14 protein-coding genes and 1 rRNA gene are annotated in these 15,876 nt (G+C 74.6%); 12 read left to right on the forward strand and 3 right to left on the reverse strand.

The genetic code is table 11. From position 1 onward, the window contains the following. Nucleotides 1-83: 83 nt before the first annotated feature. Both rrf and AQJ30_RS17830 read left to right on the forward strand, forming a co-directional pair. A 5S ribosomal RNA gene (rrf, locus tag AQJ30_RS17820) occupies nt 84-200 on the forward strand. A 1,347-nt stretch (nt 201-1,547) separates the two neighbouring features. Continuing rightward, a complete protein-coding gene (locus AQJ30_RS17830; RefSeq protein ID WP_211279015.1) occupies nt 1,548-2,408 on the forward strand; it encodes a tetratricopeptide repeat protein in 861 nt (286 codons plus the stop codon). 85 nt (nt 2,409-2,493) lie between these two features. On the opposite strand, the gene AQJ30_RS17835 is transcribed toward AQJ30_RS17830, so the two are convergent. Then, a complete protein-coding gene (locus AQJ30_RS17835) occupies nt 2,494-3,783 on the reverse strand; it encodes a DUF1015 family protein (protein ID WP_067234846.1) in 1,290 nt (429 codons plus the stop codon). A 71-nt stretch (nt 3,784-3,854) separates the two neighbouring features. On the opposite strand from AQJ30_RS17835, the gene AQJ30_RS17840 reads away from it, so the two are divergent. The 4 genes from AQJ30_RS17840 (at nt 3,855) to AQJ30_RS17855 (ending at nt 7,965) form a co-directional block, all read left to right on the forward strand. After that, entirely contained in the window at nt 3,855-4,883 is a 1,029-nt protein-coding gene (locus AQJ30_RS17840; RefSeq protein WP_067234848.1) for an HAD-IIA family hydrolase, read from the forward strand. Nucleotides 4,884-4,988: 105 nt separating this feature from the next. Then, a complete protein-coding gene (locus AQJ30_RS17845; protein ID WP_067234850.1) occupies nt 4,989-6,032 on the forward strand; it encodes a FecCD family ABC transporter permease in 1,044 nt (347 codons plus the stop codon). Beyond that, on the forward strand, nt 6,029-7,102 hold the full coding sequence (locus AQJ30_RS17850; protein ID WP_391881981.1) for a FecCD family ABC transporter permease: 1,074 nt from the start codon (nt 6,029-6,031) through the stop codon (nt 7,100-7,102). The genes AQJ30_RS17845 and AQJ30_RS17850 overlap by 4 nt, the downstream gene beginning before the upstream one ends. After that, nucleotides 7,099-7,965, forward strand: a complete 867-nt coding sequence (locus AQJ30_RS17855; protein WP_079084126.1) for an ABC transporter ATP-binding protein — start codon at nt 7,099-7,101, stop codon at nt 7,963-7,965. Before AQJ30_RS17850 ends, AQJ30_RS17855 begins: the two co-directional genes overlap by 4 nt. Before the next feature lie 6 nt (nt 7,966-7,971). Here the strand turns inward: AQJ30_RS17855 and AQJ30_RS17860 are convergent, their stop codons facing one another. After that, on the reverse strand, nt 7,972-8,319 hold the full coding sequence (locus AQJ30_RS17860; RefSeq protein WP_067234854.1) for an SCP2 sterol-binding domain-containing protein: 348 nt from the start codon (nt 8,317-8,319) through the stop codon (nt 7,972-7,974). 42 nt (nt 8,320-8,361) lie between these two features. Between AQJ30_RS17860 and AQJ30_RS17865 the strand changes: the two genes are divergently transcribed. The 4 genes from AQJ30_RS17865 to recN all read left to right on the forward strand — a co-directional run bounded on the left by AQJ30_RS17865 (nt 8,362) and on the right by recN (nt 12,213). After that, nucleotides 8,362-8,640: a hypothetical protein gene (locus AQJ30_RS17865; RefSeq protein ID WP_067234855.1), complete on the forward strand. Its 279-nt coding sequence runs from the start codon at nt 8,362-8,364 to the stop codon at nt 8,638-8,640. A 7-nt stretch (nt 8,641-8,647) separates the two neighbouring features. Beyond that, nucleotides 8,648-9,463 (forward strand): TlyA family RNA methyltransferase, encoded by an 816-nt coding sequence (locus AQJ30_RS17870; RefSeq protein ID WP_067234857.1) that lies wholly within the window; start codon nt 8,648-8,650, stop codon nt 9,461-9,463. Next, on the forward strand, nt 9,460-10,365 hold the full coding sequence (locus tag AQJ30_RS17875) for an NAD kinase (protein ID WP_067234859.1): 906 nt from the start codon (nt 9,460-9,462) through the stop codon (nt 10,363-10,365). The genes AQJ30_RS17870 and AQJ30_RS17875 overlap by 4 nt, the downstream gene beginning before the upstream one ends. A 120-nt stretch (nt 10,366-10,485) precedes the next feature. After that, nucleotides 10,486-12,213 carry a DNA repair protein RecN gene (gene recN / locus AQJ30_RS17880; RefSeq protein WP_067235733.1) on the forward strand — a complete coding sequence of 576 codons (1,728 nt, stop codon included), beginning with the start codon at nt 10,486-10,488 and terminating at the stop codon, nt 12,211-12,213. Nucleotides 12,214-12,330: 117 nt separating this feature from the next. Here recN and AQJ30_RS39830 read toward each other — a convergent pair whose 3' ends face one another. Beyond that, nucleotides 12,331-13,932: an FUSC family protein gene (locus AQJ30_RS39830; protein ID WP_067234860.1), complete on the reverse strand. Its 1,602-nt coding sequence runs from the start codon at nt 13,930-13,932 to the stop codon at nt 12,331-12,333. A gap of 93 nt (nt 13,933-14,025) precedes the next feature. Between AQJ30_RS39830 and AQJ30_RS17890 the strand changes: the two genes are divergently transcribed. Both AQJ30_RS17890 and AQJ30_RS17895 read left to right on the forward strand, forming a co-directional pair. After that, on the forward strand, nt 14,026-14,511 hold the full coding sequence (locus tag AQJ30_RS17890) for a MarR family winged helix-turn-helix transcriptional regulator (protein WP_067235736.1): 486 nt from the start codon (nt 14,026-14,028) through the stop codon (nt 14,509-14,511). Nucleotides 14,512-14,522: 11 nt separating this feature from the next. Then, complete coding sequence (locus AQJ30_RS17895; protein ID WP_067234875.1) at nt 14,523-15,851, forward strand: alpha-amylase family protein; 1,329 nt, start codon at nt 14,523-14,525, stop codon at nt 15,849-15,851. The last annotated feature ends 25 nt before the right edge of the window (nt 15,852-15,876 follow it).

Raw genomic sequence — 15,876 nt, forward strand, 5'->3', positions numbered from 1 at the left:
AGTTCTGAGGCAACGAACAGTTGCCGGTTCAGAGCAGAACAGCCAACAGAATAGTGTGCTTGTTCGCTCGAAACCATTAGGGTTTCGGTGGTCATAGCGTAGGGGAAACGCCCGGTTACATTTCGAACCCGGAAGCTAAGCCTTACAGCGCCGATGGTACTGCAGGGGGGACCCTGTGGGAGAGTAGGACACCGCCGAACAATCTTTGGGAAGGACCCCTGGTCACCAGCGTTCAGCTGGGACCAGGGGTCCTTTCGTTTTTACAATGCTTGAGGTACCGAAGACAGGAGTCACCGATGTCCACCAACTCTCCCGACGACCGACCGGAGCGCGACCAGCGGCGACGGGACAGTGGTGACCGCGGCGGCAACGACCGCGGTGGCTTCCGTCGCAACGACCGCGCCGGCGGCGACCGAGGCGGTAACGACCGCGGTGGCTTCCGCCGCGACGATCGGCGTGACGACCGCCGTGAAGGCGACCGTGGGGGCTACGGCCGCCGCGACAACGACCGTGACCGCGGTGGGTTCCGTCGTGACGACCGCGGCGACCGTCCCGCGTTCCGCCGCGACGACCGGCGTGACGGCGGTGACCGTGGTGGCTACGGGCGTCGTGACGACCGTGGTGAGCGTCCGGCGTTCCGCCGTGACGACCGACGCGATGACCGCCGCGACGATCGCCGTGACGACCGCCGCGACGACCGGCGTGAGCCTCGTCGTGACGACCGCGGTGGGTTCCGCCGTGACGACCGCGGCGACCGGGGCGACCGTCCCTCGTTCCGCCGTGACGACCGCCGCGACGACCGCGGTGGCTTCCGGCGTGACGACCGGGGAGAGCGTCCCTCCTTCCGCCGTGACGACCGTGGGGACCGGGGCGACCGTCCCGCGTTCCGCCGTGACGACCGTCGGGACGACCGGCGTGACGACCGCCGCGACGACCGCGGTGGCTTCCGGCGTGACGACCGGGGTGACCGTCCTCCGTTCCGTCGCGACGACCGCCCGTCCTTCGGCCGTGACGACCGGCGCGATGACCGTCGTGACGACCGGCGCGACGATCGCGGTGGCTTCCGTCGTGACGACCGTGGGGACCGGGGTGACCGTCCCTCCTTCCGTCGCGATGACCGCGGGGATCGGGGCGACCGTCCCGCGTTCCGCCGTGATGACCGTCGTGACGACCGGCGCGACGATCGCGGTGGCTTCCGTCGTGACGACCGTGGGGACCGGGGCGACCGTCCCTCCTTCCGTCGTGACGACCGCGGTGAGCGTCCCTCGTACCGCAGCGACGACCGCCGTGACGACCGCCGGGATGACCGTCGGGACGAGCGCGGTGGTGGGTTCCGTGGTGGGCGGGACGACCGTGGTGGCCGTGGGCCCCGTCGGGACGACCGTGGCGGCCGGCCGGGTGGCGGCTTCCGTGGCCGGCCCGGTGACGACCGGCGCGGGGGCGGGCGCTTCCGCGACGACCGTGACCGTGACCGCGACCGGGACCGGGAGCCGATCAAGCGGCTGCCGATCCCCGAGGACGTCACGGGCGACGAGATCGACAACGACGTGCGGCAGGAGCTCCAGAGCCTGCCCAAGACGCTCGCCGAGGACGTCGCCAAGAACCTGGTGATGGTCGCGCGGCTCATCGACGAGGACCCCGAGGGTGCCTACGGCTACTCCAAGGTGGCCCTGCGCCTGGCGTCCCGCGTCGCCGCCGTCCGTGAGGCGGCCGGGTTCGCGGCGTACGCCAACCAGAAGTACGCCGAGGCGCTGGCGGAGTTCCGGGCCGCGCGGCGGATGACCGGGACCGTCGACCTGTGGCCGTTGATGGCCGACTGCGAGCGGGGGCTCGGGCGGCCGGAGAAGGCGCTGGACATGGCCGGTGCGCCCGAGGTGCACAAGCTGGACAAGGCCGGTCAGGTCGAGATGCGGCTCGTCGCGGCCGGTGCCCGGCGTGACATGGGGCAGCTGGACGCGGCCATCGTGACGCTGCAGAGCCCGGAGCTGGCCTCCCACTCCGTCCAGCCGTGGACGGCCCGGCTGCGGTACGCCTACGGCGACGCGCTGCTCGCGGCCGGGCGCAACGGCGAGGCGCGGGAGTGGTTCGCCAAGGCCGTGGAGGCCGACCGGGACGGCAGCACGGACGCCTCCGACCGGCTCGCCGAGCTGGACGGCGTGGAGTTCGTCGACGCCCTCGACGAGACGGCGGACGGCGCGGACGCCGACGCGGTGGCGGCGAAGCCTGTCGGTGTCGGTCAGGACGACGACGCGGCCCACCGGGCCGACGACGACGAGCACGACTCGGACGACCAGGACGCCGAAGACGCCGCAGACGCCGAGGACGCCGAGGAGGACGCGGACGAGGCGGATGACGCGGATGACGCGGACGTCAAGGACCTCGATGACGAGGGCCGCGGCGAGCGCTGATTCCCCGTGAACCGCGGGTGAGCACGACCAAGGGGCGGGTCCCCGGACGCACGTCCGGAGGCCCGCCCCTTTTTCGTGTGCCTCGTCAGAGGTCCAGCGCGCGCAGCACCAGCCCCGACGCCGGCTTCGGGCCGAAGGACGTCGACTTGCGGGGCATGGTGACGCCCTGGCGGGCCAGGTCGCGGACGACCTCCTCGCGGACGGGGTGCAGCAGGACGGCCGTACCGCCGTCGCGTTCCGCCTTGTCGACCGTGGCCGCCGTGTCGTGGATGTAGGCGATGCGGGCCGGGTCGTCCTCGGGGACGTGCCAGAGGTGGTCGAGGAGCGTGGCGTGCAGGACGGTCGCGTCCAGGGTGCGCCAGGCGGCCGGGCGGTCGGCGGGGACGGTGCGGTCCAGGAGCGCCGGGTCGGGCCGGTCCAGGAGGTGGAAAGCGCCGTCCCCGGCGAGCAGGAAGGCGTTGCCCGCGCAGGCGGCGTCGGCCAGCGCGTCCAGGGCCTCGGGCAGGGGCACGTCGAGCCGGCGGACCCGGAAGTGGTCGCGGACGGCGGCCAGGGCGTCCGCCACGGGCAGGCCGTGCAGCAGGCGGTGGATGGCGCGGACGCGCAAGGGGTAGCGGGCCGTGTCGACCAGGAGGACCAGGCCGTCGTCCCAGGGGCTGGGCGAGGGGTGCTCGGCGCGCAGCCGGCGGTAGGTCGCCCAGCGGTGGTGGCCGTCGGCGATCAGGGCCTGGTGGCGGGCCAGGTCCGACCGGACGGCCGCCAGGTCGGCGGGGTCGGTGACCGACCACAGGCGGTGGCCGTAGCCGTCCAGGGTGGTCGTGGACAGCAGCGGGGGCCGTTCCGTCGCCCCGTCCACGACGCGGGCCGCTGCGCTGTCGGCGTCGCCGCGGTAGGTCAGCAGCAGGGGTTCGAGGTTCGCGCAGGTGGCGCGCATGAGGGCGGCGCGTTCGGCGACGATGTGCGGCATGACGTCCTCGTGGGGCAGGACCACGCCGTCGGAGGGGCCGCTGACGCGCAGGGTGCCGATGAGGCCGCGCTGGAGCATGCCGTCGGCGTGCCGCTGCTCGTAGACGTACAGGGCGGGCTCGGGGTCCGCGGTCAGGACGCCCTCGGCGAGCCAGCGGCGCAGGGTGCCGGCCGCCTGTTCGTTGCGTTCGCCGGCGGTGGTGGCCTGGGGGAGGATCAGCCGCACGATGTTGTACGGGTCCGCGTCCTGGAGCTGGTGCAGGCCGTCCGGGCGGACGACGACGTCGTACGGGGGTGAGGTGACGGCCGCCAGGCTGCCGACCCGGTCGGGGTCGTAGCGCAGGCCTCGGAACGGGGTGAGTTCCAGGCCCCGGGGCGCCGTCGCCTGCGAGTGACCTGCTGTGTTCATCAGGGCATCGTACGTGTGTCGGTGGCATGCGCGATGATCGGGGAAAGCGAGCGAACGAGGAGCGATGCGGAATGAGCCAGCGCGTCAGGACGAGGCCCGAGGGCAGTGCACGGGCCCTGAGCGAGGCGTACGACACGGCGCTGCTCGACCTCGACGGGGTGGTGTACGCGGGCGGGAGCGCGATCGCGCACGCCGTGGAGTCGCTGGCCACCGCGCGGGACGGCGGGATGCACCTCGCGTACGTGACCAACAACGCGCTGCGCACCCCGGACGCCGTGGCCGCGCACCTGACCGAGCTGGGCATTCCGGCGGCGGCGGACGACGTGATCACCTCGGCGCAGGCGGTCGCCCGGCTGATCAGTGAGCAGGTGCCGCAGGGCGCGCGCGTGCTGGTGGTCGGTGGCGAGGGGCTGCGGGTGGCGCTGCGCGAGCGGGGGCTGGAGCCGGTGGAGTCGGCGGACGACGACCCGGCGGCCGTGGTGCAGGGGTTCGGCGGTCCCGACCTGCCGTGGGGGCGGTTCGCGGAGGCGTCGTACGCGGTCGCGCGCGGGGTGCCGTGGTTCGCGTCCAACACGGACCTGACGATCCCGAGCGGGCGGGGGATCGCGCCGGGCAACGGTGCGGCGGTGGAGGTCGTGCGGATCGCCACGGGGGCCGAGCCGCAGGTCGCGGGCAAGCCGTTGCCGCCGATGCACCGGGAGACGATCCTGCGCACCGGCGCCGAGCGGCCGCTGGTGGTCGGTGACCGGCTGGACACGGACATCGAGGGCGCGTTCAACGGCGAGGTGGACTCGCTGCTGGTGCTGACCGGGGTGACGGACGGCGCGCAGCTGCTGGCGGCGCCGCCGCGGCACCGGCCGACGTTCGTGGACCGGGACCTGCGCGGGCTGCTCACCGGGCAGCCGGACGTCGAGGAGGCCGACGGGGGCTTCCGCTGCGGCGGGTGGACCGCCTCGGCGGACGGCGAGCGCCTGCGGCTGGAGGGGGACGGCGACGGCCCGGACGGGCTGCGGGCGCTGTGCGCGGCGGCCTGGACGTCCGCCGGGGACGGCTCCTGCACCCTGGACGCGGAGAAGGCGCTGGCGCGGCTGGGGATGTGAGGGACCGTCGGGGGACCCGTGTGCGGTGGTGGGACGGCTTCGCGCGGGCGGGCGGGTCCGGGCCGGGGATCGAGGGGTCTTGGCAGGGTAGGCTAACCTAACTGCGTGTTGGTCGACAGTGTTCCCGAACAGCGCGCGGAGCCGGCTCCCGCGCCCCCGGCCCGGCGGGCGGTCCGTGCCGTCGGACTGCTCGTCTCCCTGGGTGTCCTGGCCGTCGTCGCCGTGGCGAGCATCGCCGTCGGGGCCAAGGAGCTGTCCGTCGCCCAGGTGTGGCACGGGCTGTTCGCGTCCTCGGGGACGTACGGCGACGTCGTCGTCGACGAGCGGCTGGCCCGCACCCTGCTCGGGCTGCTCGCCGGTGCCGCCCTCGGGCTCGCCGGAGCCGTGCTCCAGGCGCTCACCCGCAATCCGCTGGCCGATCCGGGGCTGCTCGGCATCAACGCCGGCGCGTCCGCCGCGGTCGTCACCGCCATCACCTTCTTCGGCGTCACGAGCCTGAGCGGGTACGTGTGGTTCGCCTTCCTGGGCGCGGCCGCGGTGGGCGCGCTGGTCTGGTTCCTCGGCGGCAGCCGGGGCGCCACACCGGTACGGCTCGCGCTGGCGGGCACGGCGATCAGCGCCGCGCTGTACGGCTACCTCCAGGCCGTGATGATCACCAACGGCGCGGCGCTCGCCAAGATGCGGTTCTGGACGGTGGGTTCGCTGTCCTCCGCGACCGACTCCACGATCGAGCAGGTGCTGCCGTTCCTGGTGGCGGGCACGGTCCTCGCGCTCGCCCTCGCCCGGCCGCTGAACGCGATGGAGATGGGCGACGACACCGCCCGGTCCCTCGGCGCCCACCTCAACCGCACCCGGGCGCTGTCGATGCTGGCCGCCACCGTGCTGTGCGGGGCGGCGACCGCCGCGTGCGGGCCCATCGTGTTCGTCGGGCTGATGGTGCCGCACGTCGTGCGCTCGTTCACCGGGCCCGACCTGCGCTGGATCCTGCCGTACGCCGCCGTGCTGTCGCCCGTGCTGCTGCTCGGCTCGGACGTGATCGGCCGGGTCGTGGCCCGGCCCTCCGAGGTCCAGGTCGGGATCATCACCGCGATCATCGGCGGCCCGGTCTTCATCTTTCTCGTACGACGGCGGAGGACGGCGCAGCTGTGACGACCGAAGTGAAGGCGGACCAGGGTCCCGGCCGGCGCGGGCCGCGTGCGCTGCGCACCCCGGGCGGGCTGTCCGTCCGGCTGGATCCGCGGGCCCTGGTGGTCGTCGTCCTGCTGCTGCTCGCCGCGCTCGGCGCGGGGGTCGCGCTGATCGGCACCGGCGACTACCCGATCCCGCCCGGTGACGTCCTCAGGACGCTCCTCGGCAACGGCGACCCGGGCCAGGAGTTCATCGTCAACGAGCTGCGGCTGCCCCGGGTCCTCGTCGGCCTGCTCGTCGGCGCCTCGCTGGGCCTGGGCGGGGCTCTGTTCCAGGCCGTCTCGCGCAACCCGCTCGGCAGTCCCGACGTGCTCGGGCTCGGGCAGGGCGCGACCGCCGGGGCGCTCGTCGTCATCGTGCTGTTCTCCGGGGACGCCGACGCGGTCACCGTGGGCGCGCTGGTGGGCGGCCTGGTGACCGGCGCGGCCATCTACCTGCTGGCCTGGAAACGCGGGGTGCACGGCTACCGGCTGGTGCTCGTCGGCATCGGCGTGTCCGCGATGGCCACCGCGGTCAACGGCTACCTGATGACCAAGGCCGACTTCGTCGACGCGGCGCGGGCCCTGGTGTGGATGACCGGCACGCTCGACGGGCGGGACTGGAAGCAGGTCTGGCCGCTGCTCGTGCTGTTCTGCGTGCTGGTCCCGCTGGTCCTCGCCAACGCGCGCGGGCTGCGCATGATGGAGATGGGCGACGACGTCTCCCACGCCCTGGGCGTGCGCGTCGAGCGGGTGCGGATGCTGCTGATGGTGTGCGCCGTCCTGCTGACCGCGGCCGCCACCGCCGCCGCGGGCCCCGTCAGCTTCGTGGCGCTCACCGCGCCGCAACTCGCCCGGCGCCTGACCCGCTCGCCGGGACCCAACCTCGTGCCGTCCCTGTGCATGGGCGCCGCCCTGCTGCTCGTCGCCGACTGGGCCTCCCAGCGGCTGTTCGGCGACGGGCAGCTGCCCGTGGGCGTGGTCACCGGCGTGCTCGGCGGGGTCTACCTGCTGTGGCTGCTGGTCACCGAGCGCAGGGCGGGCCGGATATGAGCGCCCCCGCCGGCCCCGACCGCGGGCGCATCGACCGAAGGAGCACCGTGAACCGCCTGTCCGCCGAGAACGTCACCCTCGCCTACGACCAGCGGGTGATCGCCGAGCAGCTGTCGGTGGAGATCCCCGACCACTCCTTCACGGTGATCGTCGGCCCCAACGCGTGCGGCAAGTCGACGCTCCTGCGGGCCCTGTCACGGATGCTCAAGCCGAGCCGCGGCCGGGTGCTGCTGGACGGACAGGCCATCCAGTCCCTGCCGGCCAAGCAGGTCGCCCGCACCCTGGGCCTGCTGCCGCAGTCCTCCATCGCGCCCGACGGGATCACCGTCGCCGACCTGGTCGGCCGCGGCCGCTACCCGCACCAGGGCCTGCTGCGCCAGTGGTCCGCCGAGGACGAGCGGGTGGTGCGCGAGTCGATGCGGCAGACCGGGGTGGCCGAGCTGGCCGAGCGGTACGTCGACGAGCTGTCCGGCGGCCAGCGCCAGCGCGTGTGGATCGCCATGGCGCTCGCCCAGCAGACCCCGCTGCTGCTCCTCGACGAGCCGACGACGTACCTCGACATCCAGCACCAGATCGACGTGCTCGACCTGTGCGCCGAGCTGCACGAGGAGCAGGGGCGGACGCTGGTCGCCGTGCTGCACGACCTCAACCACGCCGCCCGGTACGCCACCCACCTGGTGGCCCTCAAGGCCGGCCGGGTCGTCGCCCAGGGCACGCCCGGCGAGGTGGTCACCGCGGAGCTGGTCGAGGAGGTGTTCCACCTGCGCTGCCAGGTCATCGACGACCCGGAGACGGGCACACCGCTGGTCGTACCGGCGGCCCGCAGGGCACGCGCGCGCGTGCCGGCCACGGAGGCTTTGTGAGGGCGGCTACAGCAGCTTCCTGAGGACGAGCAGGTCGCGCAGGCCCGCGTGCAGCGACACCCGGCCCGAGCCCCACGCCTTGGCGAAGTGCAGCCGGCCGTCGACCAGGGCGACCAGGTCGTCGCCGGTCATCGACAGCCGGATCTCGGCCTTCTCCCGGGGCGGCCCCGGCACGGTGTCGTCGACCCGGATCCGGCCGCCCGTCATGCGGCCCAGGAACGTGGTGTCCAGGTCGGTGACGTGGCAGCTCACCGAGCGGTCCAGCGCGGCGGCCGCGCGGACGTCCCCCTCGGCCCGGCCCATGCTGTCCGAGAGCTTCTCGAGTGCGGCACGGCACTCCTCGATCGTCGCCATCGGGCACGACGGTACCGCAGCGCTTCGCGGTAGCGTCTGGGCATGAGCGACACGGAGAGCCCCTGGGAGGAAGCGGCCCCGCAGGCCGAGCCCGACGACGACCCGGCCGCCCCCGCCCCGCTCGGCGTGCCCCGCACCCCCACCGGCCACGCCGAGGTCGACGCCCACCTCGAACGGCTGGGCGACGCCGACCACCTCGCCACGGACGGGCACGTGGAGGTGTACGAGGATGTACACCGGGGCTTGCGCGACGCGCTCACCGCGCTCGACGCCCGCCCGGGACCTCCCGTCCCCCCACCGCCGTACGGACCTAGGAGCTGAACCGACCGTGGCAGGAGTCGCACGTCGCCGTCTCGACGCGGAGCTGGTGCGCCGCAAGCTCGCGCGCTCGCGCGAGCACGCCAGCCAGCTGATCGCCGCCGGACGGGTCACCGTCGGCAGGACCGTCGCGACCAAGCCCGCCACCCAGGTGGAGACCGCGGTGGCCATCGTCGTCGCGGCCGACGACAGCGACCCCGACTACGTCTCGCGCGGCGGCCACAAGCTCGCCGGGGCCCTGGAGGTCTTCGGGCCGCAGGGCCTGGTCGTGCGGGGCCGGCGCGCGCTGGACGCCGGCGCGTCCACCGGCGGCTTCACCGACGTGCTGCTGCGCGCGGGCGCCGCGCACGTGGTCGCGGTGGACGTGGGGTACGGACAGCTCGCCTGGTCCCTGCAGAGCGATGAACGCGTCACCGTCAAGGACCGTACGAACGTACGCGAGTTGACGCTTGAAGCGATCGATGGGAAGCCTGTGGATCTTGTCGTGGGGGACTTGTCCTTCATCCCGCTCGGGCTGGTGCTGCCCGCCCTGGCCCGCTGCACCGGACCCGACGCCGACCTGGTGATGATGGTCAAGCCGCAGTTCGAGGTGGGGAAGGAACGGCTGGGCAGCGGGGGCGTGGTCCGCAGCCCGCAGCTGCGGGCCGAGGCCGTGCGGGGCGTGGCCGGGCGGGCGTGGGAGCTGGGACTGGGCGTCCGGGGCGTCACGGCGAGCCCGCTGCCGGGCCCCTCGGGCAACGTCGAGTACTTTCTGTGGCTGCGAGCCGGGGCACCCGCTCTGGACCCGGCCGACGTCGACCGTGCAGTGGCGGAGGGGCCGCGGTGACCGAGAACCGAGCACGAACCGTTTTCCTGCTGGCCCACACGGGCCGGCCCGCCGCCATCCGCAGTGCGGAACTGGTGGTCGGGGGCCTGCTGCGGTCCGGGATCGGGGTGCGCGTCCTGGAGGACGAGGCGCGCGACCTGCCCCTGCCGGCCGAGGTGGAACTCGTCAAGGAGGCCACCCCGCAGTGCCTCGACGGGTGCGAGCTGCTGATCGTCCTCGGCGGTGACGGGACGCTGCTGCGCGGCGCGGAGTTCGCGCGCGCGTCGGGCGTGCCGATGCTCGGCGTCAACCTCGGGCGGGTCGGCTTCCTCGCCGAGGCCGAGCGCGACGACCTGGACAAGGTCGTCGACCGGGTGGTGTCCCGGGCGTACGACGTCGAGGAGCGGATGACCGTCGACGTCGTCGTGCACCGCAACGGCGACATCGTGCACACCGACTGGGCGCTGAACGAGGCGGCCGTGCAGAAGGCCGGCGCCGAGAAGCTGCTGGAAGTGGTGCTGGAGATCGACGGGCGGCCGGTCACCGGGTTCGGCTGCGACGGCATCGTGCTGTCCACGCCGACCGGGTCCACCGCGTACGCGTTCTCGGCGGGCGGGCCCGTGGTGTGGCCCGAGGTGGAGGCGCTGCTGATGGTGCCGATCAGCGCGCACGCGCTGTTCGCCAAGCCGCTGGTGACCTCGCCCGACTCGGTGCTGGCCGTCGAGGTGCTGCCGCACATCCCGCCGGGCGTGCTGTGGTGCGACGGGCGGCGGACCGTCGAGCTGCCGCCGGGGGCGCGGGTGGAGGTGCGGCGCGGCGCCGTGCCGGTACGGCTGGCCCGGCTGCACCACGCCTCGTTCACGGACCGGCTGGTGGCCAAGTTCGCCCTGCCCGTGTCCGGTTGGCGGGGAGCCCCGCACTAGTCACCGGGCCGTCCGCGGGGCCGGTGAGGTGCCGGTCCCGGCGGGCCACCCGCGCGAGTGACAAGGGCACCTCGCACTTCCTCCGCCCGACCTCGTAAGGTCTTCACCGTGCTGGAAGAGATGCGGATACGGTCGCTCGGAGTCATCGACGACGCCGTCGTCGAGCTGTCGCCAGGCTTCACCGCCGTGACGGGTGAGACGGGCGCGGGCAAGACCATGGTGGTCACCAGCCTCGGGCTGCTCCTCGGCGGACGCGCGGACGCCGCGCTCGTGCGGATCGGGGCCGAGAAGGCGGTCGTCGAGGGGCGCATCACCGTGCCCGCGGACGCCCCGGTGGCCGTGCGCGCCGAGGAGGCGGGCGCCGAGCTGGACGACGGGGCGCTGCTGATCAGCCGTACCGTTTCGGCCGAGGGACGTTCGCGGGCGCACCTGGGCGGGCGCAGCGTGCCCGTCGGGATGCTGGCCGAGCTGGCCGACGAGCTGGTGGCCGTACACGGGCAGACAGACCAGCAGGGGCTGCTCAAGCTGTCCCGCCAGCGGCAGGCGCTCGACCGGTACGCCGGGGACGCCGTCGCGGTGCCGCTCGCCAAGTACCAGGAGGCGTACCGGCGGCTGCGGGCCGTCTCCGCCGAGCTGGAGGGGATCACCACCCGCGCGCGTGAGCGGGCCCAGGAGGCCGACCTGCTGCGCTTCGGCCTCGACGAGATCGCGGCCGTCGAGCCGCGCGCCGGCGAGGACGTGGAGCTGGCCGAGGAGGCCGAGCGGCTCGGGCACGCCGAGGCGCTGTCGTCGGCCGCCACGGTCGCGCACGCGGCCCTCGCGGGCAATCCCGAGGATCCCGAGGGCATCGACGCCACCACCCTCGTCGCGGGCGCCCAGCGCGCCCTGGAGGCCGTCCGCTCGCACGACCCGGCGCTGGCCGCGCTCGCCGACCGCATCGGGGAGATCGGCATCCTGCTCGGCGACGTCGCGGGCGAGCTGGCCGGGTACGCCGACGACCTGGACGCCGATCCGCTGCGGCTGGCGGCCGTGGAGGAGCGCCGGGCCGCGCTGACCGGGCTGATCCGCAAGTACGGCGAGTCCGACGAGGGTGTCGCCGCGGTGCTCGCCTGGGCCGAGCGCGGTGCCGCCCGTCTGACCGAGCTCGACTCCGACGACGAGCGCATCGACGAGCTGACCGCCGAGCGGGACGCGCTGCGCGCCGAACTGGGCGGGCTGGCGCAGGCGCTGACCGACGCGCGCGGCGAGGCCGCCGAGCGGTTCGCGGCCGCCGTGACCGAGGAGCTGGCCTCCCTGGCCATGCCCCACGCGCGCGTGTCCTTCGAGATCCGCCAGACCGAGGACCCGGAGGGCGTCGCGGTCGGCGGGCGCACGGTGGCGTACGGGCCGGCGGGCGCCGACGAGGTGGAGCTGCTCCTCGCACCCCACCCGGGAGCGCCGGCCCGGCCGATCGCCAAGGGCGCCTCGGGCGGTGAGCTCTCGCGCGTCATGCTGGCCGTCGAGGTGGTGTTCGCCGGGACCGACCCGGTGCCCACGTACCTGTTCGACGAGGTGGACGCCGGGGTCGGCGGCAAGGCGGCCGTGGAGATCGGGCGCCGCCTCGCGCGGCTGGCGAGGACCGCGCAGGTCGTGGTGGTCACCCACCTCCCGCAGGTCGCGGCCTTCGCGGACCGGCAGCTGCTGGTCGAGAAGACCAACGACGGGTCCGTGACCCGCTCGGGCGTGAAGGTCCTGGAGGGCGAGGACCGTATCCGCGAGCTGTCCCGGATGCTCGCCGGCCAGGAGGACTCGGAGACGGCCCGCGCCCACGCCGAGGAACTGCTGGCGACGGCGCGCGCGGACGGGTGACGCCCGCCGCGGGACCGGGGTGACCCGGTCCCAGGGCGTGGTGGGTCGGTCTCAGGGCGCGGTGTGTCTTCGGTCTCAGGGCGCGGTGACCCGATCTCAGGACGCGGCGAGTCGGTCTCAGGGCGCCGTGGCGGTCGCCGCGGACGGGGCGTGCCGCGGTGGGTACAGCCGGGCCAGGGCGTCCAGCCGGGTGTCGAGCGCGGTCAGCGCCTCGAGGGCGGTGCGCACGGCCGGCCCCGGAACGGCCGGCGTGTCCGGGAGTTCCGGGGCGTCGGCCGGGGGACCGTCCGCCGGCGGGGGACGGCGGCCGATCGCCCGGCGTACGGCGAGGGCGTGGGCCGCGGCGCGGGCGCGCCGCCCGGTCACCACCGGATCGCCGGGCAGGTCCGCCGGGGCCGCCACGACGGCGTCGGTCAGCGCGTCGGCCGGACCCGCGCAGCCCTGGAGCGCCGACCACGCCTCCAGGGCCGGGGAGGCGCGGTGCGGGCCGGGAGCCGGGAGGGCGGCCAGGACCCGCAGGGGGGCCACCGCCAGGCCCAGCTGGTCCACCCGGTGCGCGAACCGGGCACGGGCCCGCCGCACGGCGCGTACGTCGCGCCAGTCGGCCTCCAGCAGTTCGCCCAGGCCCGCCAGCGCGGCCGCGGTACGGGCCCGCGCCACCGCGGCCGTACGGATCGGCAGCACCAGCCAGGACGCGGCCAGGCCGATCAGCGCGCCCACCGCGATCCCGGCCAGCCGGGTCCGCAGCAGGTTGCCGGGGTCCTGGCCGAACCAGTCGTACAGCAGGCAGAGCACCGCGGTGACGCAGGCCGCCCAGTACGCGTAGCTCAGCTCGCGCAGCCAGGTGGCGACGGCCAGCACGGCGAAGATCAGCACGACGGCGGTGTCCGAGCGCGGTCCGAAGGTGCCCGACAGGGCGCCCCCGGCCAGGGTGCCGGCCGCGGCGCCCAGGGTCCGCCAGGCCCCCTTCACCAGCACGTCCCCGCGGCTGCGCGCGCCGCTGCACACCAGGTGGGCGCTGAGGACGACCCATGCCCAGTGGTCGGGCCACACGGTGCGGCCGACGACGAACGCGGCGGTGAGGGCGGCCGCCATCTGCAGGGCCATCCGGGTGCTGGGCGACAGGCCGGGCCGGGCGGGCGCCGGGTCCCGGACCACCCAGGCGGCCGGGGGCCGGGGGAGGACGCCCGTGCGGTGCGCCGCCCAGGTCAGCAGGGTTCCCCAGACGACCGCGAACAGGGCGGTCAGCGCCGCCCAGCCGGCCCGGGCGTGTCCGTCCGTGGGCACCACTCCGGCCGGCACCACCAGCACCGCGACGAGCGGCAGCACGACGAGGGTGCCCGCGCGGGTCGCGCGCGTGCCGAACCGGCGGACGGCGATGGCCGCGGTCATGCCCAGCACGAACAGGGCGTCCCCTACGTCGGGGTGCTGCCGGATCAGGGTGCCCAGCTCCGTCCCGCCGGCCGCGGCGCAGGGCAGCACCAGGCAGGCCACCGCCCGGTCGGTGCGGTCGAAGGCGCGCTGCACCCGGCCGAGCGCCGAGGCCACCACGACCGCCTGGACCAAGCTGTCGGCGTGCAGGCCGGGCCGGTGCTCGACGAGCAGCGCCCAGCCGTAGGTGCCGAGGACGGTGGCCATGGTGACGGCGGTCGCGCGCAGGTGCCGGCCGTCGGGGTCGAAGTGGAGTGCCCGGCGCAGCGACCTCGGGAAAGTAAGCATTACGTAGGATCACCGCCGACGTAAGGTGCGCGTGAACGGGGAGATATCGATTGCCCGTCGCGAAATAGTGAGTGTTACCTTAACAAGGTGACGGTGGAGCGACCAGAGCGGACCGAGCCGTCGTCGGGCCTCGACGACGGTGTCGCGGAGATCCGGCAGGGCGTCGTCCGGCTCGCCCGGCGGCTGAGCGCGGAGCGGCCCGAGGACGGGCTGAGCCTCAACAAGGGCAGTGTGCTGGCGCACCTGCGCCGCAACGGGCCGATGTCGGCGGGCGCGCTCGCCGCCGCCGACCACCAGCAGCCGCAGTCCCTCACCCGGGTCTTCGCCGAACTGGAGGACGACGGCCTGATCAGCCGCAGCCGGGACACCCGGGACGGGCGGCAGCGGGTCCTGCACCTCACCGACGAGGGCCGCCGGGCGCTCGCCCGCGACATGGCCCAGCGCGACATCTGGCTGGACCGGGCCCTCGCCGGGCTCACCGAGACCGAGCAACAGGTGCTGCTGCTCGCCGCCCGTCTGATGAACCGTCTCGCCGACTCACCGGGCGGACGCTCCGACCGCCCGTCCCGACCCCGTTGACGGAGGCTTCCGTGCCCTGGTCCGACCACGCCATCTGGTGGCACGTCTACCCCCTCGGCTTCCTCGGAGCCGAGCGCGCCGCCCTGCCCCCGGGCGAGCCGCCGCGCCACCGCCTGCCGGTGCTGGCCGACTGGCTCGACCACCTCCTCGCGCTGGGCTGCAACGGCCTGGCCCTCGGCCCGGTGTTCGCCGCCGAGACCCACGGCTACGACACCACCGACCACTTCCGCGTCGACCCCCGGCTCGGCACCGAGGAGGACCTGACCGAGCTGGTCGAGCGGGCCGCCGAGCGCGGGGTGCGGGTCTTGCTGGACGGCGTCTTCAACCACGTCGGCCGGTCCTTCGGGCCCTTCCAGGACGTGGTGCGGCGCGGTGCCGCGTCGCCGTACGCGGACTGGTTCGTGCCCGAAGGGGACGACTTCCGCACCTTCGAGGGGCACCGGCACCTGGTCGCCCTCAACCACGAGAACCCCGAAGTCGCCGACCACGTGGCCGCGGTGATGGAGCACTGGCTGGACCGCGGGGTGGCCGGCTGGCGCCTCGACGCCGCGTACGCCGTGCCGCGGCCCTTCTGGCGGACCGTCACCGACCGGGTGCGGGCCCGGCACCCGCAGGCGTGGTTCAGCGGCGAGGTCATCCACGGCGACTACACGGCGTACGTCACGGAGGGCGGGCTCGACTCGGTCACCCAGTACGAACTGTGGAAGGCGGTGTGGAGTTCGCTCAACGACACCAACCCGCACGAGCTGGCCTGGGCGTTCAAACGCCACAACGCCCTGCTCGACACGTTCCCGCCGCAGACGTTCGTCGGCAACCACGACGTGACCCGGATCGCCAGCCGGCTGCACGAACCCCGGCACCTCGCGCACGCGCTGGCGGTGCTGTTCACGGTCGGCGGGATCCCGTCGGTGTACGCCGGGGACGAGCGCGCCTGGCAGGGCGTCAAGGAGGAGCGGGTGGGCGGCGACGACGCCGTCCGGCCGGCGTTCCCGGCCCGCCCAGAGGAGCTGGGCGACGACCGGCTGTCCGTGCAGCGGCTGCACCAGACGCTGGTCGGGCTGCGGCGGCGCAACGCCTGGCTGGTGCGGGCGCAGACGCAGGTGCACACGCTGAACAACACCGTGCTCACCTACACCCTCACCGACCCCGCCGCCGGCCCCGGGAGCGGGGCGGCGGTGGCCGTCGCGCTGAACTTCGGCGCGGCGCCCGCGACGGGGGCGGTGCCCGCCGCGCCGTGGACGCGCGGCGCGGGGGACGGTGACGTGGACGCCGGGTCCGGGACGGTGTCCCTGCCGGCCTTCGGCTGGTGCGTGGCGACTGCCCCGGGAATCCCGGGGTAATTTCCGGATGCGGTGTCCCGCCTTT

Source organism: Streptomyces longwoodensis, from assembly GCF_001514125.1.
Classification (GTDB): Bacteria; Actinomycetota; Actinomycetes; order Streptomycetales; family Streptomycetaceae; genus Streptomyces; species Streptomyces longwoodensis.